At 64.0% G+C, this 22,217-nt stretch carries 20 protein-coding genes; 8 read left to right on the forward strand and 12 right to left on the reverse strand.

Features of this window, described 5'->3' with window-relative positions; all coding sequences use genetic code 11:
• Positions 1–12 precede the first annotated feature (12 nt).
• Together IWY39_RS19345 and IWY39_RS19350 are read right to left on the reverse strand one after the other, a co-directional pair.
• Positions 13–942: an electron transfer flavoprotein subunit alpha/FixB family protein gene (locus tag IWY39_RS19345; protein ID WP_107123824.1), complete on the reverse strand. Its 930-nt coding sequence runs from the start codon at positions 940–942 to the stop codon at positions 13–15.
• A complete protein-coding gene (locus IWY39_RS19350; RefSeq protein ID WP_107124042.1) occupies positions 939–1,688 on the reverse strand; it encodes an electron transfer flavoprotein subunit beta/FixA family protein in 750 nt (249 codons plus the stop codon). The genes IWY39_RS19345 and IWY39_RS19350 overlap by 4 nt, the downstream gene beginning before the upstream one ends.
• A gap of 187 nt (positions 1,689–1,875) precedes the next feature.
• On the opposite strand from IWY39_RS19350, the gene IWY39_RS19355 reads away from it, so the two are divergent.
• On the forward strand, positions 1,876–2,649 hold the full coding sequence (locus IWY39_RS19355; protein ID WP_107123823.1) for a thioesterase family protein: 774 nt from the start codon (positions 1,876–1,878) through the stop codon (positions 2,647–2,649).
• Positions 2,650–2,655: 6 nt separating this feature from the next.
• On the opposite strand, the gene IWY39_RS19360 is transcribed toward IWY39_RS19355, so the two are convergent.
• A complete protein-coding gene (locus tag IWY39_RS19360) occupies positions 2,656–3,885 on the reverse strand; it encodes a cytochrome P450 (RefSeq protein ID WP_181316607.1) in 1,230 nt (409 codons plus the stop codon).
• Between the two features lie 192 nt (positions 3,886–4,077).
• On the opposite strand from IWY39_RS19360, the gene IWY39_RS19365 reads away from it, so the two are divergent.
• The gene (locus IWY39_RS19365; RefSeq protein WP_107123821.1) at positions 4,078–4,899 is read left to right on the forward strand and encodes an SDR family NAD(P)-dependent oxidoreductase; all 822 of its coding nucleotides are present in this window, start codon (positions 4,078–4,080) and stop codon (positions 4,897–4,899) included.
• A 34-nt stretch (positions 4,900–4,933) separates the two neighbouring features.
• Here the strand turns inward: IWY39_RS19365 and IWY39_RS19370 are convergent, their stop codons facing one another.
• A complete protein-coding gene (locus IWY39_RS19370; RefSeq protein WP_107124041.1) occupies positions 4,934–5,737 on the reverse strand; it encodes an enoyl-CoA hydratase/isomerase family protein in 804 nt (267 codons plus the stop codon).
• Between the two features lie 149 nt (positions 5,738–5,886).
• Between IWY39_RS19370 and IWY39_RS19375 the strand changes: the two genes are divergently transcribed.
• From IWY39_RS19375 to IWY39_RS19385, 3 genes are all read left to right on the forward strand, one after another.
• Positions 5,887–7,221: an MFS transporter gene (locus tag IWY39_RS19375; protein WP_196871683.1), complete on the forward strand. Its 1,335-nt coding sequence runs from the start codon at positions 5,887–5,889 to the stop codon at positions 7,219–7,221.
• A 20-nt stretch (positions 7,222–7,241) separates the two neighbouring features.
• A complete protein-coding gene (locus tag IWY39_RS19380; protein ID WP_107123819.1) occupies positions 7,242–8,156 on the forward strand; it encodes a DMT family transporter in 915 nt (304 codons plus the stop codon).
• 205 nt (positions 8,157–8,361) lie between these two features.
• The gene (locus IWY39_RS19385) at positions 8,362–9,216 is read left to right on the forward strand and encodes an IclR family transcriptional regulator (RefSeq protein WP_107123818.1); all 855 of its coding nucleotides are present in this window, start codon (positions 8,362–8,364) and stop codon (positions 9,214–9,216) included.
• A 25-nt stretch (positions 9,217–9,241) separates the two neighbouring features.
• Here IWY39_RS19385 and IWY39_RS19390 read toward each other — a convergent pair whose 3' ends face one another.
• The 5 genes from IWY39_RS19390 to IWY39_RS19410 all read right to left on the reverse strand — a co-directional run bounded on the left by IWY39_RS19390 (position 9,242) and on the right by IWY39_RS19410 (position 14,719).
• Positions 9,242–10,165, reverse strand: a complete 924-nt coding sequence (locus IWY39_RS19390) for an NAD-dependent epimerase/dehydratase family protein (RefSeq protein WP_107123817.1) — start codon at positions 10,163–10,165, stop codon at positions 9,242–9,244.
• A gap of 42 nt (positions 10,166–10,207) precedes the next feature.
• Complete coding sequence (locus IWY39_RS19395; RefSeq protein WP_181316602.1) at positions 10,208–11,413, reverse strand: CaiB/BaiF CoA transferase family protein; 1,206 nt, start codon at positions 11,411–11,413, stop codon at positions 10,208–10,210.
• Between the two features lie 43 nt (positions 11,414–11,456).
• On the reverse strand, positions 11,457–12,686 hold the full coding sequence (locus IWY39_RS19400; RefSeq protein WP_107123815.1) for a CaiB/BaiF CoA transferase family protein: 1,230 nt from the start codon (positions 12,684–12,686) through the stop codon (positions 11,457–11,459).
• Between the two features lie 111 nt (positions 12,687–12,797).
• Positions 12,798–13,523 carry a hypothetical protein gene (locus IWY39_RS19405; RefSeq protein ID WP_107123814.1) on the reverse strand — a complete coding sequence of 242 codons (726 nt, stop codon included), beginning with the start codon at positions 13,521–13,523 and terminating at the stop codon, positions 12,798–12,800.
• Positions 13,523–14,719 (reverse strand): acetyl-CoA C-acetyltransferase, encoded by a 1,197-nt coding sequence (locus IWY39_RS19410; protein ID WP_107123813.1) that lies wholly within the window; start codon positions 14,717–14,719, stop codon positions 13,523–13,525. Before IWY39_RS19410 ends, IWY39_RS19405 begins: the two co-directional genes overlap by 1 nt.
• Before the next feature lie 225 nt (positions 14,720–14,944).
• On the opposite strand from IWY39_RS19410, the gene IWY39_RS19415 reads away from it, so the two are divergent.
• Positions 14,945–15,763: an enoyl-CoA hydratase/isomerase family protein gene (locus IWY39_RS19415; RefSeq protein WP_107124040.1), complete on the forward strand. Its 819-nt coding sequence runs from the start codon at positions 14,945–14,947 to the stop codon at positions 15,761–15,763.
• Between the two features lie 16 nt (positions 15,764–15,779).
• Here the strand turns inward: IWY39_RS19415 and IWY39_RS19420 are convergent, their stop codons facing one another.
• Positions 15,780–16,775 carry an NAD(P)H-dependent flavin oxidoreductase gene (locus IWY39_RS19420; RefSeq protein WP_107123812.1) on the reverse strand — a complete coding sequence of 332 codons (996 nt, stop codon included), beginning with the start codon at positions 16,773–16,775 and terminating at the stop codon, positions 15,780–15,782.
• A 45-nt stretch (positions 16,776–16,820) separates the two neighbouring features.
• Complete coding sequence (locus IWY39_RS19425; RefSeq protein ID WP_107123811.1) at positions 16,821–18,914, reverse strand: 3-hydroxyacyl-CoA dehydrogenase NAD-binding domain-containing protein; 2,094 nt, start codon at positions 18,912–18,914, stop codon at positions 16,821–16,823.
• 230 nt (positions 18,915–19,144) lie between these two features.
• On the opposite strand from IWY39_RS19425, the gene IWY39_RS19430 reads away from it, so the two are divergent.
• Both IWY39_RS19430 and IWY39_RS19435 read left to right on the forward strand, forming a co-directional pair.
• Positions 19,145–20,035, forward strand: a complete 891-nt coding sequence (locus IWY39_RS19430) for a crotonase/enoyl-CoA hydratase family protein (protein ID WP_107124039.1) — start codon at positions 19,145–19,147, stop codon at positions 20,033–20,035.
• Between the two features lie 41 nt (positions 20,036–20,076).
• Positions 20,077–21,126, forward strand: a complete 1,050-nt coding sequence (locus IWY39_RS19435; RefSeq protein WP_107123810.1) for an NAD(P)H-dependent flavin oxidoreductase — start codon at positions 20,077–20,079, stop codon at positions 21,124–21,126.
• An 82-nt stretch (positions 21,127–21,208) separates the two neighbouring features.
• Here the strand turns inward: IWY39_RS19435 and IWY39_RS19440 are convergent, their stop codons facing one another.
• Positions 21,209–22,156, reverse strand: a complete 948-nt coding sequence (locus IWY39_RS19440; protein ID WP_107123809.1) for an SDR family NAD(P)-dependent oxidoreductase — start codon at positions 22,154–22,156, stop codon at positions 21,209–21,211.
• Positions 22,157–22,217: the final 61 nt, after the last annotated feature.

Consider the following 22,217-nt stretch of genomic DNA (forward strand, 5'->3'; position numbering starts at 1 on the left):
TAGCGCGATCGCTCAGAGCTTGTCGGTGAGTTCGGGCACGATCTTGAACAAGTCGCCGACCAGGCCGATGTCGGCGACCTGGAAGATCGGGGCGTCCTCGTCCTTGTTGATGGCGATGATGGTCTTTGAGTCCTTCATGCCGGCAAGGTGCTGGATCGCCCCGGAGATGCCGATCGCGACATAGACTTGCGGCGCGACGATCTTGCCGGTCTGGCCGACCTGATAGTCGTTGGGGACATAGCCCGCATCCACCGCCGCGCGGCTTGCGCCCACCGCCGCGCCCAGCTTGTCGGCGAGCGGGTAGATGACTTCCTCGAAGGTCGGCCCGTCCTTCAGCGCGCGGCCGCCCGACACGATCACTTTCGCGCTGGTCAGTTCGGGGCGCTCCTGCTTGGCGATCTCGGCGCCGACGAAGGACGAAATGCCCTTGTCGCCCGCGCCCGACACGGCTTCGACCGTGCCGCTACCGCCTTCGCGGGCGGCCTTCTCGAACGCGGTGCCGCGCACGGTGATGACCTTCTTCGCGTCCCTGCTGCGCACGGTCGCGATCGCATTGCCGGCATAGGTCGGGCGCGTGAACATGTCTTCGCTCTCGACCGAGAGGATGTCGCTCAGCTGCATCACGTCGAGCAAGGCCGCGACACGCGGGGCGATATTCTTTCCGTGGCTGGTGGCGGGCGCGACGAAGGCGTCATGATGGCCCATCAGCGCCACGATCAGCGGCGCGACATTCTCCGCCAGCGCATGTTCGAGGGCAGCGTCGTCGGCGACATGGACCTTGCCCACGCCGGCGATCTTCGCGGCTTCGGCAGCGACGCCACCGACATCCTTGCCCGCGACCAGCAGATGCACGTCGCCCAGCTTGGCGGCGGCGGTGACGGCCGACAGCGTCGCGTCCTTGACCGCGCCGCCTTCATGTTCGACCCAGACGAGCGTCTTCATGCCGCCACTCCCAAAGCTTTCAGTTTCGCGACCAGTTCATCGACATCGGCGACCTTGATGCCGGCGCTGCGCTGCGCAGGCTCGACAACTTTGAGCGTCTCCAGACGGGGCGCGATATCGACACCATAATCATCCGGCGTTTTGGTCGCCAGCGGCTTGGACTTGGCCTTCATGATATTGGGCAACGACGCATAGCGCGGCTCGTTCAACCGCAGGTCGGTGGTGACGATGGCGGGCATGGAGAGCTGCACTGTCTCCAGCCCGCCATCGACTTCGCGGGTCACATTGGCCGTGTTTCCCGCGAGTTCAATTTTGGACGCGAAAGTTCCTTGCGGCAGGTTCAGCAAGGCGGCGAGCATCTGGCCGGTCTGGTTGCTGTCATCGTCGATCGCCTGCTTGCCAAGGATGATAAGGCCGGCACTTTCCTCCTCCTGGATCTTCACCAGTAGCTTGGCGACGCCCAGCGGCTCTACAGTCTCATCGGTCTGTACCAGGATCGCGCGATCCGCGCCCATCGCCAACGCCGTGCGTAGCGTCTCCTGCGCCTTGGCCGGACCCACCGACACCACAACGATCTCCGTGGCCGCGCCTTTTTCCTTGAGGCGAATGGCTTCTTCGACTGCAATCTCGTCAAACGGGTTCATGCTCATCTTGACGTTCGCAAGATCGACGCCCGAACCATCCGCCTTCACTCGCGGCTTCACATTATAATCTATCACCCGCTTCACGGGCACCAATATCTTCATGGCACTTGCCTCCGTCGCACCCAGTCCTCCTATTCGACCGGCTGCGGCGCGCAAGCCGGCGCTCCCGCTCATCACATAGCGGATCGCCGCCTGTCGGCAGTCATCATGGATGCGTTGATTGTCGGCCTGCCGCGCACGCTCCCGCGCTCTTCTGGACAATCGTCACGCGCGCGGCGCAGGAAAGCGCATGACCGATCATGCCTTCTACGCGCGCGCGGGCGAGCGCTATATTCCTTTGCCGTCCGCCATCGGCCCTTGGCATCCCGATCATCAGAATGGCGCGGCCTTTTGCGGCCTGCTCGCCCATCTGCTGGAAGACCAGGGGCGCGAGGATCAGCAGATCGCGCGCTTGTCCTGCACTATCCTCGGCCCCGGATTGATGCGGCCGGTCACGACCGACCGCCATGTCGTGCGCGCCGGGCGCAAAATGGCGATCGTCACCGCCGAACTGCGTCAGGATCGACCTTATGCCAGAGCAACGGCACTGTACGTGCGCAGACAGGACAGCCCCGCCTATGGCGTGCGCCCAGCCCTACCGGCGATCGACGGACGGGAAACGCTGCCGGCGATGACCAAAGTCGCGATCCGCGACGTGGTCGAAACCCGCCTCGTTCATGGCGGCCCGGAAGTTCCGGGGCCGGGTGCCACCTGGGCCAGGATGCGCGGACGTCTGATAGAGGGGGTGCCCCCCTCCCCGCTGGTCCAGGCCGCGATCATCGCGGATTTCGGCAGCGGCCTGGCGGCGCAGGCGCCAAAGACCATATGGTCCTTCGCCAATCTCGACCTCGACATAAATTTCCTGCGCCCGCCCCGCCCCGGCTGGCACTATGTCGATGCCCGCGCCACAAGCATGGGGCAGGGAACCGCCCTTGCCATGAGCGATCTGTACGACGAGCAGGGACTTTACGCGATGGCGCGCCAGACCCTGTTCATCGAACGGCGGAGCGGGCCACAGAACTGACCAGCGTCAGTCCTGCGCCGGGAAAACCAGTTCCAGTTCCAACACGCTCGACACCATGCCGGTCGCCATGCGCGGCGTGGTGCCGGGCTTGATCCCGAAATCGGGGATGCGCCGGAACCATTCCTGAAGGAATACGCGCAGTTCCCGCCGCGCCAGCGTCGCCCCGGGGCATGTATGGGGACCGACATCGAAGGAAGCATGTTGCATCTTCTGAGATCGATTGAAATCGACCTCCATCGGCCGATCGATCTGTCGGTCGTCCAGAGCGACATAGACATTCGCCGTCAATATCATATCCCCCTTGGCGAATTTCACGCCCCGATATTCCTGATCATGAGCCGAAACACGGCTGGAATTCGCGATTGCGTAACGGCGCAGCAATTCCTCCACCACGCGATCGATGAAGGCGTCGTCCTGATAACGCTCCGCCATTTCGCGGCGCTGATCGGGATGAAGCGCGAAGTGGCGAGTCACAAAGCCCAGCATCGCCGCGACCGTATCCAATCCCGCGACGATCACGGTGGAACAGAATTGCAGCGCGGCCTCGAACGGGATTTTAGCGCCGTCGATTTCCACATTGACCATCGCGCTGAACAGATCGTCGCCCGGATTGGCCTGACGCTCGACGATGATAGGCGTCAGATATTGGCTGATTCCGACAAACGCCGCGTAACGGTCCTCGATCGTCGCGCCACGACAAGATGTTTCGGCGAAGGGAAGCAGATATTCGCGATCCGAACGCGGCAGATTTACGAGATCCAGGAAGATGATGATCGGAAAGATCTGGCTGAACTGCGCGACGAAGTCACATTCGCCCTTGTCCTTGAATGCGTCGATCAGCTCCGCGCACACGTCCGCGACCTTGTTCGCCATCGTATCGACGACTTTGGGAAGCAGCGCCTTGGTCAGCGGACGCCGAAAATCGGCGTGCTGGGGTGGGTCAAGCTGGATGGGATAGGCAATACCAACGCCTTCCACCGGCGGAATGCTAACCTGAGGACTGCGAATGAAGTTTTGCCAGTCATTCTGGACCTGCTTGATGTCGTCGCCGCGCGTAAGCACCCAGTGCCCGCCATGATTAGGCGACCAGAATATGTCACCGCGATCCCGAAACATCGCATAGGATGCCTGCGGGTCCATCCCGTCGGGGAGCGGAAGATTGTAGATATCGAAGTCTTCGACCACAAGTTCGCGGGGGACATGCGAGGGAACCCGCAGCTCCAGAGCCTCATGCATCCATTCTCTCCTCATATACGGCGCGCACGGCCGCCGTTTAGTTATGATACGTATAATATCATAATTTGACGAAGCGCCAGCATTTTATGGATGCGGGCTATTTCCCCGCATCACACAGGCGATTTGCCGCGTGCGGAACCGTTCCATAAGACGGTAGCGACAGGATGAGAGAACCAGGAAGGGAGCGGGCTGATGCTGAAAGGGTTAGACGGACGGAACGCAGTCGTCACCGGCGGGGCTAGCGGCATCGGCTTCGCGCTCGCCCGCGCGATCCTGCTGGGCGGCGGCGCGGTCGCGCTGGTTGATCTGCCCGGCGAACGGCTTGACGATGCCGCCCGCCGGTTGGGCGAGATTGGCCGGATCGTGGCCTATGGCGTCGATGTCGCCGACACCGACGCCATGCTTCTGCTGGGGACGCATGTGCGCACTGAGTTCGGGGCGGTGCAGCTACTGTGCAACAATGCCGGGATTGCGGGCGTCCATCGCTGGTTCTGGAATTTCCGTCCCGAGGAATGGCAACGCATGATCGACGTAAATCTGCGCGGCGTGATCAACGGGCTCCAGGCGTTCCTGCCGGCCATGATCGATCAGCCCGAAGGGCATGTCCTGAACACCGCTTCGATGGCCGGACTGATCCCGACGCCGATGAACGGACCCTATTGCGCCGCCAAATTCGGCATTGTCGGCTTAAGCGAGGCGCTTGCGCTCGACCTTGCCAGTCATGGCAGCGCGGTCGGCGTATCGGTACTGTGCCCCGGCCTCGTCTCGACCGCGATCGGCGACGGCCATCAAGGGGATGGGCCGACGACGCTCGACGCGCGCGAACGCAGCTATTGCGACAAGGTCGATGCGGGGCTGGCGAGCGGCATGGATGCCGACGAAGCCGCGCGGATCACGCTCGACGCCATTCGCGCCGGGCGGTTCCACATCCTTACGCATCCCGCCGCGATGAAACAGGTCGACCGCCGGTTCCAGGCGATCCAGCGCGGCGAAGCGCCGCCGCCACCGCACTGATGATGCATGAAGGGACCGGCGGAGGGGCGGGCAATCAGCGGCCGGTAAAGGCCGGGCGCCGCTTCTCGATGAAGGATTTGCGCTTTTCCGCCGTATCCTCGGTTGTCTGGCTGATGAAAATCCCGCGATTTTCCAGCTCGATTGCTGCCGCAAGGCTGCCGGCATCGGCATTGAGCCACATCGAGGATTTGGTAAGCTGGACGCCGATCGGGCTGTTGACCATGATGGATTCGGCAAGGGCAAGCGCCTCGGCCTCCAGCTGGTCGTCCGCCACGGTCCGTAGCACCAGGCCGATCTGCGCCGCTTCGTCGGCCTTGACCGCGCGGCCGGTCAGCAGCAGTTCGGCTGCCCGCTGCGCCCCGACGGCGCGCGGCAGCATGTAGCTGAGGCCCAGTTCATGCCCCGTTCCCGCATTATGAAAGGCGTTCACGAATTTGGCCGACTGTGCGGCGAGGCACATGTCGCCCGCCAGCGCGATCGAATAGCCCGCTCCCGCCACCGTGCCATTGATCGCCACGATGATCGGCTGGGGCAAGGCGCGCATCCGCAGCGGTATCTGACCCAGCCGCAACATCACCGCGCGATTGCGCTGCGCCCGGCCCAGATCGTCCGAGACCCATTCGGGCTTGCCGCCGGCGCGCAGATCATGCCCCGCGCAGAATCCCCGGCCCGCGCCGGTCAGCACCACCACCCGCACGGTGGGATCGACCTCGATCTCCGCCAGCAGTTCCAGCAACCGTTCATACATGGTGAAGGTGAGGGAATTCAGCGCATCGGGCCGATTGAATGTCAGCCGCCGGACGCCTTCCACCGGAGTGTCGACCAAAATCTCGTTCATGCCCTGCTCCCTCTGCTTCGTCGTGCCGGTGTAGCGACGAAAGCGGCATCGGGCGATCCCACGATGCCGATGCCGGGACTAATCATGGACATGATACGCGCCACACATGGCGGATTTGCGGAGCTTTTTGCGGCGCATTGCTCAATAGAATGGCGTTGATCGGACAGGAGACGGATGTGAACAAGCGGGATCATGGCACAAAGCCAGCCGCGGCCTATTGGCTGCTGGCGGTGCTGACGGCGCTCTACCTCGTCTCGATGATCGACCGTCAGGTCATCGGTATGCTGATCCCGGCAATCAAGGCCGATCTGCAAATCACAGACGTGCAGATGAGCGTGCTGACGGGGGCCGCATTCGGCCTGTTCTATTGTTTCGCCGGGCTGCCGATCGGCTATCTGGTCGACCGCTATTCGCGCCGCGTGATCATTTTCTTCGGCGTGATCGTCTGGGGGCTGGCAACGATTGGCTGCGGCATAGCCGGCAGCTACCAGCATCTCATCATCGCGCGCTTCCTGGTGGGCACGGGCGAGGCCGCCCTGTCCCCGGCGGCTTATTCGTTGATGGGCGACACCTTCGCCAAACATAAGCTGGGCCGCGCGATGGCGATATTCGGGATCGGCTCGACTTTTGGCACCGCGCTCGCTTACGGGCTTGGCGGTCACTTGCTGGACGCGCTGCCGGCGCAGGGCGTCTCCAGTCCGTTCGGCCTGTTGGCGCCCTGGCAGGCCACTTTCGTCATTGTGGCGCTTCCCGCACTGATCTGCGCGCCGCTGGTCTTCACCTTCCGCGAGCCCCGGCGCACGCGGAAGGAAGGCGTCGCGATGCATCCCGCCGCCGCGCTGCACTTCATTCGCAGCCGCCTGTCCTTCTTCCTGCGGCTGTTCCTGGGATATGGGCTGCTGCTCACCTGCGCTTATTCCTTCAGCGTATGGGGCGCGACGGCGCTGGTCCGCCGGTTCGACGTATCGATGTCGCAACTGAGCGTCGCCTTCGCCATTTCCGCCGCGATCGGCGTTCCCACCGGCGCGCTGCTGGTGGGCTGGCTCTCCGATCGCTTCGTCGCAAAGGGCGTTCAGGACGCCCAGATGCGCATCTTCGCTGTGGTCGCCCTTGGCCAGATCGGTTTCGGACTGCTGCTGGCAATGGCGCACACATATGAACTGGCGATCGTCGCGGTCTTCGGCATGTTCGTCTCTTCGGGCTTTCCGTCGCTGGCGGCCGCCATCCCCCTGACCACCCCGCCGCATCTGCGCGGCCAGGTGTCGGCCATCTATCTGATGGTCGGCAACTTGCTCGGCACGGCGATCGGGCCGCTCATTCCCGCCCTTCTGACCGACAAACTGTTCAAGGATCCGGCGCTCACGACCTGGAGCCTGGCCATCACCATGTTCGTCGCGGGTTCCGCCGCAGTCCTGCTGTTCCTGACGGGGCGCGAACCGATGCGCCGCGCCGTGCTCGCAGCCGAGGACAACATGGCGGCCTAAGCCGGAGTGATAAGGACGTCATGATGACCCGCAACGGGAAAGGCGCGCTTTTCGTGCTCGCATCGGCACTGACTTTCACCTTGTCGGTGTCGCTGATCAAATATCTCGGCAAGGATGTGCCGCCATCGGTCCAGGCATTTTTCCGGCAGCTTTTCTCGCTGCTGATCCTGGCCCCGCTGATCCTGAAGAATCCCGTCCAGATATTGCGGACGTCCCGCCCCTGGTACATGCTTTCGCGCACCGCGGCGACGAGCGCGGGCATCATCCTGGCCTACACGTCCTACCAGCATCTCGCGTTGGCGGAGGCCAACGCGCTGTCCTTCACCCGCCAGCTCTTCATGGTGCCGCTGGCGATCATGATCATCCGCGAACAGGTGGAATGGCAGCGCATGATCGCAACTATCATGGGCTTTGCCGGCGTCGTCGTCATCCTGCAACCCGGACGCGGCGGCGATCTCATCAGCGTCAACGCCTTCTATGGCCTGCTCGCGGCGTTCCTGACCGCCTGGTCGGTGATCGGCGTCAAGGCAATGGCGCGCGACCATAGCCAGATGACTCTGCTTGCCTGGTCGGTCGTGCTCGGCGCACTGTTCAGCCTCCCTTCCGCGTTGATGGTGTGGCGGACGCCGGGCTGGACGGAACTGGCGCTGCTGGTCGTACTCGGCGTCTTCAGCACCATCACGCAGGCGCTCTATATTCGGGGCATGACCTTGGGCGACGCCACCGTGCTGGCACCGATCGATTACACGCGAATCATCTTCACCACCGGCTTTGGCTTCTTCCTCTTCAACGAAGTGCCGGGCTGGCCGACGGTGGTCGGCTCGGCGATCATCATCCTCGCCGCAATCTATATCACGATCAGGGCGCATCGGCGCGCTCGCGCGGCAGCATCCGGCACAGATAGCACCGAATCGGCAACGACGCTCGATTATTAGGGCAAAGACCCGCACCGTCAGACGCGGGCATTCCACACTCTGTTCGGCCAAAAGGCCCATTTCTCAGGCGATACAATAAGTCGTCCGAAAAGATGCGCGTGTCGTGCCTGACCCATTGACAGCGTAGAGAAAGTTCAGATACATAAATCTTGTTCCGAAAACGGGATAAAGGCGCGACAGGGCGCGAAATCAGGAGCAGGATCCAATGGCCGAAGTTTGTCAGACGTCCCCGCGCAAGCGTCCCCCCGAACTGGTGAAGTCGGCGGTCCGCGTCCTGGAAATTCTCGAGCTGTTCGATCGCCATCGCCGTGCGCTGATGGTCGGAGAAATCGCCGCCGCGCTGCAATATCCGCAGTCCAGTACCTCGGCGCTGCTGCGCAGCCTGGTGAAGATCGGCTATCTGACCTACGACATCCACAAGCGTACATTCGTGCCCACGCAGCGCGTCGCTTTCATGGGCGGCTGGCAGTCCAACCCCTTCTTCAACGAAGGCCCGGTGCTGGAGATCGCCCGGCAGATTTCAGAGGAAGCAGGCCTTCCGGTCGGCATCTTCCGGCGCAATCATACTCGCGTGCAATGGCTCCACACCATCGCCGCCGATGACGCGGCATCCGATCCGAGCTTGGGCGAGCAAACCGACCTGCTACGCTCCTCGACCGGCTATATGCTGCTCGCGGGCCTAGGTGAACGCGACATTCAGGGGCTGGTGCGGCGCATCAATTCAGAAGTCGATAGCCTGACGCTGGTCACTCGCCCTAGCGAAGTCGTCGCGCGCGTCGATGAAGCCCGCCGCGACGGCTATGCCTGCATGGAGACCGGCGAATGCACGACGGTGTCGGTGCCGCTGCCCTTCGTTCAGTCGCAGGAACAGGTGGTCATCACTTTGTTCGCCGAAACCCGGGAGATCGCCGGCCAGATGAACCAGATCATCGCGATCGTGCGCGAAACCATCTCGCGGGTCACCGAACGTTGCTCCGTCGAGATGCCTGGCGTCGAGCGTATGCCACGCCCCACCCTGGTTCCGCACAAGCCCGCACCGATGCGGATGGGCTGGCGCTGACGGCGCAGCGCAAAGGCCGGCCTGCTCAGCGGATCAGGCTGGCATAATAAGGCACCATGTCCTGGATGGCCCGCCCGGCGTCGTCCAGGTCATAATCGAGTAGCGCGACCATCGCCGGATCGGGTTCATAGCGGATACTTGTCGCCCGGCCCGCGAACAGGCTGATGTCGGGCATGGCCGGATGGGGCGCATCGCGCGGCACTGCGCGCTCGTCCGATCCCAACGCTTTCAGAAATTCATCGAAATATTGCGCATAGGACCAGCTCCGGTCGCCCATCAGATAGGAGGCCCCGGACTCTCCGCGCGCGATCGCGCCGGCAATAGCTTGCGCAAAGGAACGGGTCGACATGAAATTGGACGCGCCCGGCGGCGCGTAACGCGGTCCTTCCGGATCGATCTTGCGCAGGCAATAGGCTGTGATGGCCTCCAGCTGGCGCGCGCCGATCCCTTCAATATGCCCGATCGTGAAGGGCGATTGCAGCGTGCAGACGGAAAAGCCCGGCGCCGCCAGCGCCCGCACCCCTTCATCGGCGGCGCGGCGAGAGGTCATATAGCCGCCCGCGTCCACTTGTTCCTGCGGAACGACGATCGAATAATAGCTGCCGACATAGACGGCGCGATCGATCCCCGCATCCCGCGCGCGGCGAAAGAAAGCGGGGATGCCGATGCTGTTGGCCGCATGGAAATAAGCACGTTCGTCCGCGCCCGCGGGCAATTGGCGAAGATCATTCCCCGCCGCGAAGACCAGCGTATCGAACTGCCGCAAATCCGTCATGCCGATACTGTCGTCGAGGAAACTGCCCCGCAGCAGCGGCAGGCCAGCCAGTGGTCCGGTGCGCGGGGGCGTGCGTCCACAGATCGTCACCGCATGACCCAGATCGGCAAGATGCAGCGCCGCCGCGCCGCCGATCAGGCCATTTCCGCCAACGATCAGTATCTTTCGCGTCATTCCCCGCTCCTCCCGAACCGCAAGCCCCGGCAAGAGGCAGATTTATCGCATGACCCCGGCCGAACGCATCCGGACTATCTCACTTTCGGCATAGCCGGCATCGGCCAGCAGTTGCGCGCCATGCTCGTCCAGCCGCGGCGCGCGCCGCGGTGACGGCGGCGCGGCATGGCCGTCATAGGCGACCGGCCCGGACACGAGCGTCACCGGCGTGCCGTCATCCGCCTTAACGTCGAACAGCATGTCGTTGGAGCGCAGTTGCGGGTCAGCGCTCAGCTCCGCGATCCCCTGCACCAATTCCCACGCGCCGTCCCAGGCGAGGAACAAGGGGTGCCACTCGCTCCACGGCCGCATGGCGATGCGCTCGGCGATCCGCGCAACCAGCGCCGCGCCATTCTCGATCCGTCCCTCCATCGTCATGAACAGCGGATCGTCGAGTACCGCCTCCAACCCGATCATGTGGCAGAAGCTCGGCCAATGCCGATCGGGCGCAAGGATCATCACCTGTACCCAGCGATCGTCGGCGGTCCGATAGGCGCGCTGCAGAGGCAAGGGCGTCATTTTCCCCGCCGCCGGCGCACCGGGCGCGCCGCCCTTGGCGCAGGCCACGGCGAGATCGGCGGACAATATCCAAGCGGCATTGGCCAGCAGCGAGGTTTCGACCAGCCGCGCCACGCCGGTCCGTTCGCGGTAGAACAAGGCGGCGACGATGCCGAAGGCGAAGGACATGGCGCTGGCATGGTCACCCAGCGCCGGCCGGGTGCGCGCGGGCGCGGGCGCGCCGTCGGGCATCAGCAGGTCGGCAAAGCCGCCGCGCGCCCAGAAGGATGAGGCGTCGAATCCGGCCTTGCCCGCATCCGGCCCACGAAAGCCTACGCCGTTGGCACGCGCGTAAATCAGGCGCGGATTGCGGGCGCGGAGCGCGGCGGCGTCGAGCCCCAGACGCTCCAACGCCGCCGGCCGGAGGCTGGTGACGAACACGTCCGCGCTATCGAGTATGCGCAACAGGGCGTCGCGCCCCTCCGGGCGCTTAAGATCGAGGACGATGCTCTTCTTGCCGCGATTATTCTGCTCCAGCGCGAGATTGGCGGATGCGGTTTCCCGTCCGTCCCCTACCTTGAGCGTGCGATAGGGATCGCCGCCCGGCGCTTCGACCTTGATCACTTCCGCGCCCTGATCCGCCAGCAGGGCAGTCGCGGCGGGCACGAAGATATATTGCGCCAGTTCGACGATCCGGATGCCATGAAACATTCGCCGTCTCCCCCCTTTTCGTCTTATCGCGACGCGCGCGGCATCAGATGATGCCGCCGCTACGCAGCGCCTGCCGCCGGGTGTCGTCATAACCCAGCAACGATTCCAGCACTTCGTCGGTATGCTGGCCCAGCAGCGGGGGCGACTGATAGCGATCCAACGGTGTTTCCGAATAGCGGATCGGGCTGCGGATCAGCGACACGTCCGATCCCAGCGGATGCGCGACCTTCACCTCGACGCCGCGATGCTTCACCTGCGCGTCGGCAAACACCTCGTCCAGATTATTGATCGGCCCGCTCGGTATGTCCGCCTTGTCCAGCAGATCGAGCCAGTAAGCCTTGGGCTTCTCGCCAAAGATCGCGTTGAATACCACAGTCAGTTCGTCGCGATTGGCCACCCGCGCGCTGTTGGTGTGGAAGCGCGGATCGGTGAGCAGGTCGGGCCGACCGATGGCGTCACACAGCCGCGCATATTGCACGTCATTGCCCGCCGTGACCATGATCGCCCCGTCGCTGGTCGGGAACATGGCGGCGGGCATCCCGCCATTGCCCTGCGTGCCCCGCCGGATCGGCGCTTCACCGGAAACCAGATAGATTTGCGCATAATGCGAGAGCGCGGCGATCGTCGAATCGAGCAGCGCCATGTCGAGATATTGGCCCGTGCCGCCATTGATGTCGCGGTGATACAGCGCCCCCATGATCGCCGAGGTGACGTTGAGCGACGTCAGCACGTCGGCGATCGACGGGCCGACCTTCATCGGCCCCGCACCGGGCGCGCCATCGGGCAGGCCGGTGACGCTCATCAGCCCGCTCATCCCCTGAAAGATCGCGTCATAACCCGGCCGCTTGGCATAGGGGCCTTCCTGCCCATAGCCGGTGATCGAACAATAGATCAGGCGCGGATTGATCGCGCGCAGCGATTCATAATCGAGGCCATAGCGCTTGAGATCGCCGACCTTGTAATTCTCCATGAACACATCGCACTGCGCCGCCAGCTCGCGGATAATCTCCTGCCCCTCCGGCTTGGACAGGTTGAGCGTGATCGATTTCTTGTTGCGATTGGCCGACAGGAAAAACGCATTCTCGCGCGTTTCCGCGCCATTTTCGTCGAGGAAATAAGGGCCGCCGTAAATGCGGGCATCGTCGCCGACATTGGGCCGCTCGATCTTCAGCACTTCCGCCCCCAGATCGCCGAGCATCTGTGCGGCGAGTGGCCCCGCGAGCACGCGGGTCAGGTCCAGCACCCGGATATTGGACAGCGGCAGATCGGCCATATTCACATCTTTCCTTGTCTTCACTCACCGGATGGCACAGGCGGATAGGGCGCGTCGAACGGCAATTGACGCGGCCGGCAATTCTTCATGCTTGTGATAGGCCCGCCCGCTTTACAGAGGCAGGGAGAACAGCTCCGGATGGTCGCTGACCGCGCGATGATCGCTGGTCAGGATCAAATTGCCTTCGTTGACGGACTGGAACGTATGGCAGGCGCCGACCATGCGGGCAAAGACGCGATCCGCCACCACCGGGCCATCGTTCCGCTTGCGCCGCTGCGCCACGCTGATCACCCGGCGCATGATCGACAGGGCTTCGAGCATGTCGTCGTCCAGCGCGCCCCGCGCCCACGGCATGATCGCACGTATATCCTGCCCGGCCATGACCGCCGGTGCGACGATCCGGTCGCCGTCGAGGTCGATGCGCAGCATCGGGCGGCCATCGCGCAGTGCTTCAGGATTGCTACGCTCGGCGACCGCGTCGGGCACGCGCAACTCATAGCGCCGCTCGCCTCCGCGCTCCGCCTGCGCGATAGCGAACAAGGCGGCGTCGAGCATGTGCGTGCAGTGCAGCTTGCTATGGAGCGTATCCGGCAAGTCCCAGATGCGCGTCGAAAGCGCGATCCCGGTCAGTTCCCGCTCCAGCACCGCCACCGCGCCGGGACATGTGTTCCAAGGGTGGCGCGGCAGGTCGCCGCCGATCGCAAGCACATGCGCGCCGTCATGCTCCAGCCAGACGCGCATATGATGAAAATCATCCTCGATCTCCGCCTCGCAACGGCGCGCGTCGTCGACGGCGATCAGCCGCCGCCGGAACATGCCATTGCGCCCGGCGACCATCAGACCCGCTCGAAGATCGCCGCCGCGCCCTGCCCGCCGCCGACACACATCGTCTCCAGCGCATAGCGCGAGCCCCGCCGCTGCATCTCGTGTAACAGGCTGGTCATGATGCGCACGCCGGTTGCGGCGATCGGATGGCCGAGCGAAATGCCCGAGCCATTGACGTTGAGCTTGTCATAATCGGCCCAATCCCAGCCCTTGAGCACGGCCAATACCTGACAGGCGAAGGCTTCGTTCAGTTCGACCAGATCCATGTCGGCAAAGCCGAGGCCGGTGCGCGCGAACAGCTTGGCCACCGCCGGCACCGGGCCGATGCCCATAACGCCCGGCTCGCAGCCCGCCGCCGCCCAGCCCACGAAGCGGCCCATCGGCGTCAGGCCCAGCTCGGCCAGCTTGTCCTCGCCCACCACCAGGCACGCCGCGCCGGCGTCGCTCTGCTGGCTGCTGTTGCCGGCGGTGACCGTGCCGCCCTTCATCAACGGCTTGAGCGGCGCGAGCGTCTCCGCCGTCGCTTCGCCGCGAATGCCCTCGTCGGCGGCGAAAATCTTGGGATCGCCCTTTTTCTGCGGGATCGACAGCTCGACCAGCTCTTCGGTGAACTTGCCTTCCGCCCATGCCTTGGCCGCCAGCTGATGGCTGCGTGCGGCATAGGCATCCGATTCCTCGCGGGTGACGCCATATTGCGTGGCCAGATTCTCGGCGGTCTCGATCATACCGCTGATCACGCCGAAGCGCTCGACCGGCTGCGAACGCTCGCGCCCGCGCTCCAGCCGGTCATACAGCATCGCGTTGCCCGCGCGCTTTCCGCCACGCATCGCGGTGGTGTAATATTCGACATTGCTCATGCTTTCCGCGCCGCCGGCCAGCACCACGTCGCACGCGCCGGTCTGGACCATCATCGCCGCAGTCGCGACTGACTGGAGCCCGCCGCCGCAGCGGCGATCGATCTGAAGGCCGGGCACGGAGATCGGCAGGCCCGCCTGAAGCCCCGCATAGCGGCCGATACACGGCGCTTCGCTATTGGCATAGCTTTGCGCGAAGACGACTTCGTCAATACGCTCCGGGTCGATGCCGCTGCGCTCGACCACCGCCCTGATTACAGTGGCGGCCAGATCCTCGGCAGCGAAGCCGGTCAGGCTGCCGAGGAAACGGCCGACGCCCGTCCGCACGGGGGAGACGATATAAGCAGCGCGCATGAAAGAGTTCCTTCGTTTTGCCAATTGGCGATAGGGGCGCGGCAGCGCCGCCGTTGCGCGTCGATTTAGGCGTTTCACAGGCGTGAAGGAAGGCGCGCGCCATCAAGGATGTGCTGGCTTGCCCACGCCCGCCCCGGCCGCGATTGACAGGCGGGGAGCGCCGTGGCCATCGGGACGCAGCAGATTGCCGTGCGCCCGCGTGCGGCCCGCCAAGGAGCGTATCCCATGTCAGAACCAGTCTCAGCCGACCGCTATGCCGCCTATACCCGCCTGAAATTCGACCGACCGCACCCCCATGTGTTGCGCATCACCATGTCGAACGGCAAGATGAATTCGGCCGATCACACGATGCACGCCGAACTGGGACGCATCTGGCAGGACATCGACGCCGATCCGACCGTGCGCGCCGCGATCATCACCGGCGAGGGCAAGGTGTTTTCGGCCGGTGGCGACTTCGGCATGATCGACGACCTGATGGCCGATTATCGCAAGCGTTCGCTGGGCATGAAGGAAGCGCGCGACCTGGTTTACAACATCATCAACTGCTCGAAGCCGGTGATCAGCGCGATGCGCGGCGTCGCGGTCGGCGCGGGCCTGGTCTGCGGCATCCTTGCCGACATCTCGATCGCGACCAAGGAATGCCGCATCCTCGACGGCCACACGCGCTTGGGCGTCGCTGCCGGCGATCATGCCGCGATCATCTGGCCTTTGCTGTGCGGCATGGCCAAGTCCAAATATTGGCTGCTGTTGTGCGACACCGTCTATGGCGCGGAAGCCGCCGATGCAGGGCTGATCAGCCTGGCGGTCGAGGATGCCGAGCTGGACGACAAGGCGGTGGAGATCGCCTCACGCCTCGCCAACGGTTCGCAGCAGGCGATCCGCTTTACCAAATATACGCTGAACAACTGGCTGCGCCAGATGGGACCGGCCTTCGATGCGTCGCTGGCTATGGAATTCTTTCAGTTCGCCGGCCCCGAAGTCGCCGAGGGCCTGGCCGCGCTCAAGGAGAAGCGCGAGCCCGATTATCCCAAGGACGTCTGCTAAAAGACGCCGGCCGGGGTCAGTCGCGGCTGACCCCGAGCAGGCGCGCCCGCGCCGCGACCGCATCGTCGAGAATACGGTCCACGATCGCCTCCATCGGCTCGATCCGGTCGGCGAAGATCGCCGACTGCCCCCAGTCGAACGTCCCCTCGCTGCTGTCGCCGCTTTTATAGCCCTGCCGCGTCACGCGCCCGTTCACGAACGGGCGATAGGCTTCAAAATCGGTGACGCCCTGCGCGTCGAGCGCCAGCACGGCTTCGGCGGTCTTGTTGCGCAGAACGCGATGATTGTCGCGCAGCGCCTGCTTGATGACTACGCCTTCGCTGCCGTTGCCGCGCGCCACCCGGCGCTTGTGATCCTCATGAATCCATAATTCGCTGGCGACCAGCCCGCGCGTGCCCATCAGCACCGCATCGCCGCCCATCGCTAGCACTGACGCCAGTTGCCCGCCATTGCCGATCCCGCCGGCGATGACGATCGGCACGTCCAGCTCAAGCGGCGCATGGGCCGCCTGCACCATCGTCCCGATCATGATCGTGCCGGGATGCCCGCCACATTCCGCACCGACGACGATCACGCCGTCCGCCCCCAGCCGCAACGCCGTGCGCGCATAGCGGACGCCGGGCGACTTGTGCAGGACGAGGATGCCGGCTGCGTGCAGCGCGGGGATCAGCGGTTCCGGGCTTTGTCCCGCAGTCTCCACGACCTTCACGCCATTTTCCACCAGCGCGGGGATCAGCGCCAATATCTTCTCGATCGACCCCGTCAGGCGGGAGATATAAAGGTTCGCGCCGAACGGCTTGCCGCCGGTCAGTTCGCGGCACAGGCGCAATTCGTCAAGAAAAGCGTCCGGTTCGTCATAGCCGGCGGCGACCACGAAGCCCATGCAGCCGGCATTGACCGCCGCCGCGACATAGCGGCCGTCGGACACGCCGGGGCCGAGCCCGCCGAACAGGATCGGATGCCTGATCCCCAGCAGGCGCGTGATCCGCGTATCGAATATCTGCGGTCTCATGAACGCGGCCAGCCTTGTTGACAGGTTTCAGGGATGGAGCGGATTTCAGGGATAAGCCTGCCCGAAGGTCCGGCCTTCGGCAACCAATCGCCGCAACGCCGCAGCGGGCGCCAGCCATGCGCCATAGCGCCCCTCCAGTTCCTCCATCCGGCGCAGCACGCGGTCAAGGCCGATCTGGTCCGCCCAGTACATCGGACCGCCGCGATAGGCGGGGAAACCATAGCCGTTGATCCAGGTGGCGTCGATGTCGGAGCTGCGCTGGGCAATGCCCTCCTCTAATATCTTCGCGCCCTCGTTGATCATCGGGAACAGCAGGATTTCCAATATCTCCTCGTCGCTGAATTCCCGGCGCGCCACGCCCTTGCGCTCGGCAAGGCCGCGAATGATCCCGAGCGCGACCGGCGACGGCGTGGCGTTGCGCTTGTCATCATAGTCATAATAGCCCGCCTGGTCCTTCTGACCCCGGCGGCCCGCCTCGCACATCAATTCCTTGGTGGTCGATCCGGTCGATGTGTCGCGCGACCAGCCGACGTCGAGGCCCGCCATGTCCTGCATCGCGAACGGCCCCATCGGAAAGCCGAAATTATACAGTATCTTGTCCACGCGCGCGGGATCGGCCCCTTCCAGCGCCAGATTTTCCGCGCAATCGCGGCGCACGCGCAACATGCGGTTGCCGATGAAACCGAAGCATACGCCCGCCAGCACCGGCACTTTCTTCAGCCGCACGGCCAGCTTCATCACCGTGGCGATGACCTCTTTCGACGTCTTGTCGCCGCGCACCACTTCCAGCAGCCGCATGATGTTGGCGGGCGAGAAGAAGTGCATCCCCAGCACCTTGTCCGGCCGCGCCGTGGCAGCCGCGATCTCGTTGACGTCAAGATAGGAGGTGTTGGTCGCAAGGATGGCGTCCGGTTTGGCGATCGCGTCGAGCTTGGCCATGAGTTCCTTTTTGACCGCCATATCTTCGTAAATGGCTTCGATCACCAGATCGACCTCGGCGACCGCGCCGATGTCGGCGGTCGGCGACAGCTTGCCCATCGCCGCATCGACGGCGTCCTGCGTAATCTTGCCGCGTTTCAGCTGGCCGTCATAGCTAGACCGCATCATGCCGACCGCCTTGTCGAGCGCGCCCGCATCCGCCTCGACCAAAGTCACGGAGAGACCGGCATTGAGGAAGGCGAGCGCGATGCCGCGCCCCATCGTGCCCGCGCCGATGACACCGACGGATTCAACCGGCAGGACGGGCGTGTCCTTGGGCAAGTCCGCGACTTTCGCGGCCTCACGCTCGGCGAAGAAATTGTGCAGCAGCGCCTTGTTCTGCGCGCTGCCCCGCAGCGGCAGGAAGATTTCGCGCTCCTCCAGCAACCCTTCCGCGCAGGATGGGGCGTTGACCGCGACTTCGACACAGCGGATAATGCGTTCAGGCGCGTCCAGATTGCGCAGCCGCTTCGCATTCGCCTTGCGATAAGCGTCGTACAGGCCAGGATTGGCGCGATCGATGGCGATCTTGTCATCCTTGTCGCCGATCCGCTTCAGCGGCGCGCCATCGGCGATGATGCCCTTCGCGAAATCGAGCGCCGCCGCACGCAGCTCGCCCTCTGGCGCCAGCGCGTCGATCAGGCCGATCTTCAGCGCTTCGTCCGTCCCGATCATGTCGCCGGTGGTCATCATATCGAGCGCCGCCTGCGCGCCGACCAGCCGGGTCAGCAACTGGGTGCCGCCGCCACCGGGCAACAGGCCGATCTTCACTTCGGGCAGGCCAAAGCGGGCCGACGGCACCGCGATCCGGTAATGCAGGTTCATCGCCAGCTCCAGCCCGCCGCCCAGCGCGGTGCCGTGGATCGCGGCGATCAGTGGCTTGGTCGCGCCGGTGATGCGGCGTTGCAATTCGGGGAAATCGATCCGCGCCTGTGCGTCGGCATTATTGATATTCTTGATGTCCGCGCCAGCGATGAACGTGCGCCCAGCGCAGATCAGCACCACCGCCTTGACCGCCGGGTCCGCCATCGCGATCGGCACTATGTCATAAATGCCTTCGACCACCGCGACGGAGAGCGCGTTGACCGGCGGGGAATCGATCGTGACGATGCCGATATCGTCCTCGATCACATAGTCGATCGCCGAATTAAACTCTGTCATGCGCTGCCACCGAAAATGAACGGAAAGGGTCGAATTCTCTTCGCAGGCGCGATGCCGGCGATCAACCGGAGGCCGATTCCATCATATATATGACGGCAGCGGGTCGTGAGGGTTCGGACAGGGGTTATCGTTTGACAATAGGGGGGCGCGTCCCCCTTCATGATGTGCGCAATCAGTCAGCAATCACCATCGACGGGCATATGGCCTGTCGTCAGGACGGGACAGCGCACGTGGAATTTCAGCACATCCTTTATGACGTCACCGACGGCATCGCGACCATCACTCTCAATCGGCCGGAGGTATTCAACGCTTTCAACGGCGTCCTGCGACTGGAAGTCACCGCCGCGCTCGATCTGGTCGATCAGGACGACAATGTCGGCGCGGTGATCATCACCGGGGCCGGCAAGGCCTTTTGCGGCGGCGCCGACGTGTCGAAGGGCGCGTCGATCTTCGACAAGGACAATAAGCCCGGCGGCACCGCGATGCGCGACGACGGCACGTTCGATTATTCGCACCCGGCCGCGCGCGACGGCGGCGGCATCATGGCGCTGCGCATCTATAATTGCCTCAAACCGGTGATCGGCGCGATCAATGGCGCGGCGGCAGGCGTCGGCGCATCGATGACGCTGCCGATGGACATTTGCATTGGCAGCGACAAGGCGCGGATGGGCTTTGTCTATGCGCGGCGCGGCATCGTGCACGAATGCTGCTCGTCCTGGTTCCTGCCGCGCGTCGTCGGCATTTCGCGCGCGCTGCAATGGAGCTTTAGCGGGCGTGTCGTGCCCGCGCAGGAACTGCTCGCCGCCGGCCTGCTGAGCGAAGTGGTCGCGCCCGAGGAATTGCTGCCCCGCGCCCGCGAGATCGCGCGCGAGATCATCGACAACACATCGCCCGTCTCGATCGCGCTGATGCGGCAGATGCTGTGGCGCGGCCTTGGCATGTCGCACCCGATGGAAGCGCATGAGGTGGAAAGCCGCGGCATCTGTTCACGCGGACGGTCGCCCGACGCGAAGGAAGGCGTGCGGTCGTTCCTGGAAAAGCGCCCGCCGGAATTTCCGGGCAAGGTTTCGACCGACATGCCCGACTATTTCCCGTGGTGGGAAGAGCCGACCTACAAGTGAGCGCCATCGGGATCAGACATTAGATAGAGCGGGAAACGAGCATGAAGACCAGAATCACAGACTTGTTCGGGGTCAAATACCCCATTCTCAATGCCGGCATGGGCCGCGTGGCCTTTCCGGAAATGGTGGTCGCGGTCACCAATGCGGGCGGGCTGGGCAACCTTGGCGCCGGATCGAACGACCCGAAGGAAACGCGCAAGCATATCGAGGAAATCCGCAAGCTGACGGATCGCCCCTTCGCGCTCAATGCCCCTCTCGCTTTGCCCAACGCGATGGACAATGTGAAGCTGGCTCTCGACATGGAAGTGCCGGTGATCAACTATTCGATGGGGAAGGGTGACTGGATCGTCGAGCGCGCCAGGAAATATGGCGGCAAGGTGATGGCATCGGTCAACAGCGTGAAGCTGGCGCAAAGCGCGCAGAAGCATGGCGCGGATGCGGTCATCGTCGCCGGCCATGAAGCCGCCGGCCATGCTGGCCAGATCACCACCTTCATCCTGTTGCAGCGCCTGAAGGAAGTCATCGACATTCCCCTGATCGCGGCGGGCGGCGTCGCCAATGGCCGGGGCTTGGCCGCGGCGCTCGCGCTGGGCGCGGACGGCGTGTCGATGGGCACGCGCATGTGGACGACCCAGGAAGGCGTCATGCACCAGAATTTCAAGGACTGGGCGGTCAAGGCGGATGTGGACGGGACGCTGTTTTCGACCAAGTTCGACGGCTACTGGCTGCGCGTGGGCAATACCCCCGGACCGGCGGGCATCGCGTCGGGCGCGGAAAAGCTCAATATCTTCAAGGTTTTCCTGAACTCGTTCGAAATCGCCAAGGAAATGGGCCAACCCTATTCCAAGGTGTTCATGGACGTGATCAAGCGTGGTCCGCGCGGCACATACGACATGATCCGCATGGCGCGGATGCTCACGATGGTCGAAGCCTCGCGCAAGAGCGGCGACTTCAGCAAGGGGCAGGTCGGCGCCGGCCAGTCGGTCGGCCTCGTCCACGACCTGCCGACCATCAAGGAAGTGATCGAGCGCATCGTCAACGAAGCCTATGACGTGCTGGACGAACTGGGCGGCAAGATCGAGCGGCCCTGAAACGGCGCTTTTGCGCTGATCAAAAAAGGCCCGCCATCCGGAACCGGACGGCGGGCCTTTCTCCCCCTTGGCCCTGTAATCCTTAGCCTTTTTGCGCGTCGACCTGTTCGGCCACGATGCGGAATTCGTCGATCAGGCAAGAGGGGATGTGGATGCCGCGCGTCTCGTCGCGAATCTCGTCGATATGCGCGGCGATGTCCTCCACCGACGGCGGCGCGTCGCGCGGTCCCAGCCAGCCCTCGGTCACGCCAACGAACGCGCGTGCGATACGCCCGCCCAGCACCGAATACATGTCATGCCCGGTGATGCACGCTTCGCTCGCCAGATAGACGCCGAGCGGCCCGACAAATTCGGGCAGCATCGCCGAGCGATATTTGGGCGTATAGGCAGCCATCGGCGCCAGCTCTTCCGGCTTCATCTTTTCTCCCATGCGGCTCGCCGCATTGGGCAGCAGGGCATTGCACAATATGCCGTGCTTCGCGCCTTCCTGCGTCAGCACGTTCATCAGGCCGACGACGCCGCCCTTGGCCGCGCCATAGGCCGACTGGGTCTGGTTGCCGAACATGCCCGCGCCCGACGACACGAACAATATGCGGCCATAACCGTCCTTCTTCATGTGAGGCCAGACCGCTTTCGTAACGTTCCAGGTGCCGATCAGGTGAATACCGATCACCGAATCGCGGTCGGCATCGGAAAATTCCTCGAACCAGAAATTGCGCAGATTGCCGGCATTGTTGATCAGGCCGTCGATCCGGCCGAAGGCGGAAAGCGCCGCATCGGCGATCGCGGCCGCGCCGTCCGAAGAAGCCACGCTGTCATAATTGGCGACGGCCTTGCCGCCGGCCGCCTGGATTTCCTGCACGACCGCATCAGCCATGCTGGACGAGCCATTGTCGCCATCGACATTGCCGCCCAGGTCGTTGACGACGACATTGCCGCCGCGGGCCGCGATATCCAGCGCATATTGACGGCCAAGGCCGCCGCCCGCCCCAGTCACGACTATCGTGCGTCCGGTAAAATCGACTTCCATATTTTTCTCCTATATGCCGCCATCCTAGCTGGACCGGGCGACCGCACCACCGGCGCGCGGG

The sequence above is a fragment of the Sphingobium sp. JAI105 genome (assembly GCF_015752145.1).
Classification (GTDB): domain Bacteria; phylum Pseudomonadota; class Alphaproteobacteria; order Sphingomonadales; family Sphingomonadaceae; genus Sphingobium; species Sphingobium xenophagum.

What these genes read in the sequence shown, in the direction of transcription:
- IWY39_RS19365 (WP_107123821.1), top strand. Translation starts at nt 4,078, where the DNA reads ATGCTGAAAGGGTTAGACGGACGGAACGCAGTCGTCACCGGCGGGGCT.
- IWY39_RS19410 (WP_107123813.1), bottom strand. Translation starts at nt 14,719, where the DNA reads ATGCGCGCTGCTTATATCGTCTCCCCCGTGCGGACGGGCGTCGGCCGT.
- IWY39_RS19395 (WP_181316602.1), bottom strand. Translation starts at nt 11,413, where the DNA reads ATGTTTCATGGCATCCGGATCGTCGAACTGGCGCAATATATCTTCGTG.
- IWY39_RS19440 (WP_107123809.1), bottom strand. Translation starts at nt 22,156, where the DNA reads ATGGAAGTCGATTTTACCGGACGCACGATAGTCGTGACTGGGGCGGGC.
- IWY39_RS19425 (WP_107123811.1), bottom strand. Translation starts at nt 18,914, where the DNA reads ATGACAGAGTTTAATTCGGCGATCGACTATGTGATCGAGGACGATATC.
- IWY39_RS19400 (WP_107123815.1), bottom strand. Translation starts at nt 12,686, where the DNA reads ATGGCCGATCTGCCGCTGTCCAATATCCGGGTGCTGGACCTGACCCGC.
- IWY39_RS19375 (WP_196871683.1), top strand. Translation starts at nt 5,887, where the DNA reads ATGGCGTTGATCGGACAGGAGACGGATGTGAACAAGCGGGATCATGGC.
- IWY39_RS19360 (WP_181316607.1), bottom strand. Translation starts at nt 3,885, where the DNA reads ATGCATGAGGCTCTGGAGCTGCGGGTTCCCTCGCATGTCCCCCGCGAA.
- IWY39_RS19345 (WP_107123824.1), bottom strand. Translation starts at nt 942, where the DNA reads ATGAAGACGCTCGTCTGGGTCGAACATGAAGGCGGCGCGGTCAAGGAC.
- IWY39_RS19420 (WP_107123812.1), bottom strand. Translation starts at nt 16,775, where the DNA reads ATGAGACCGCAGATATTCGATACGCGGATCACGCGCCTGCTGGGGATC.
- IWY39_RS19370 (WP_107124041.1), bottom strand. Translation starts at nt 5,737, where the DNA reads ATGAACGAGATTTTGGTCGACACTCCGGTGGAAGGCGTCCGGCGGCTG.
- IWY39_RS19380 (WP_107123819.1), top strand. Translation starts at nt 7,242, where the DNA reads ATGATGACCCGCAACGGGAAAGGCGCGCTTTTCGTGCTCGCATCGGCA.
- IWY39_RS19405 (WP_107123814.1), bottom strand. Translation starts at nt 13,523, where the DNA reads ATGGTCGCCGGGCGCAATGGCATGTTCCGGCGGCGGCTGATCGCCGTC.
- IWY39_RS19350 (WP_107124042.1), bottom strand. Translation starts at nt 1,688, where the DNA reads ATGAAGATATTGGTGCCCGTGAAGCGGGTGATAGATTATAATGTGAAG.
- IWY39_RS19415 (WP_107124040.1), top strand. Translation starts at nt 14,945, where the DNA reads ATGTCAGAACCAGTCTCAGCCGACCGCTATGCCGCCTATACCCGCCTG.
- IWY39_RS19355 (WP_107123823.1), top strand. Translation starts at nt 1,876, where the DNA reads ATGACCGATCATGCCTTCTACGCGCGCGCGGGCGAGCGCTATATTCCT.
- IWY39_RS19435 (WP_107123810.1), top strand. Translation starts at nt 20,077, where the DNA reads ATGAAGACCAGAATCACAGACTTGTTCGGGGTCAAATACCCCATTCTC.
- IWY39_RS19390 (WP_107123817.1), bottom strand. Translation starts at nt 10,165, where the DNA reads ATGACGCGAAAGATACTGATCGTTGGCGGAAATGGCCTGATCGGCGGC.
- IWY39_RS19385 (WP_107123818.1), top strand. Translation starts at nt 8,362, where the DNA reads ATGGCCGAAGTTTGTCAGACGTCCCCGCGCAAGCGTCCCCCCGAACTG.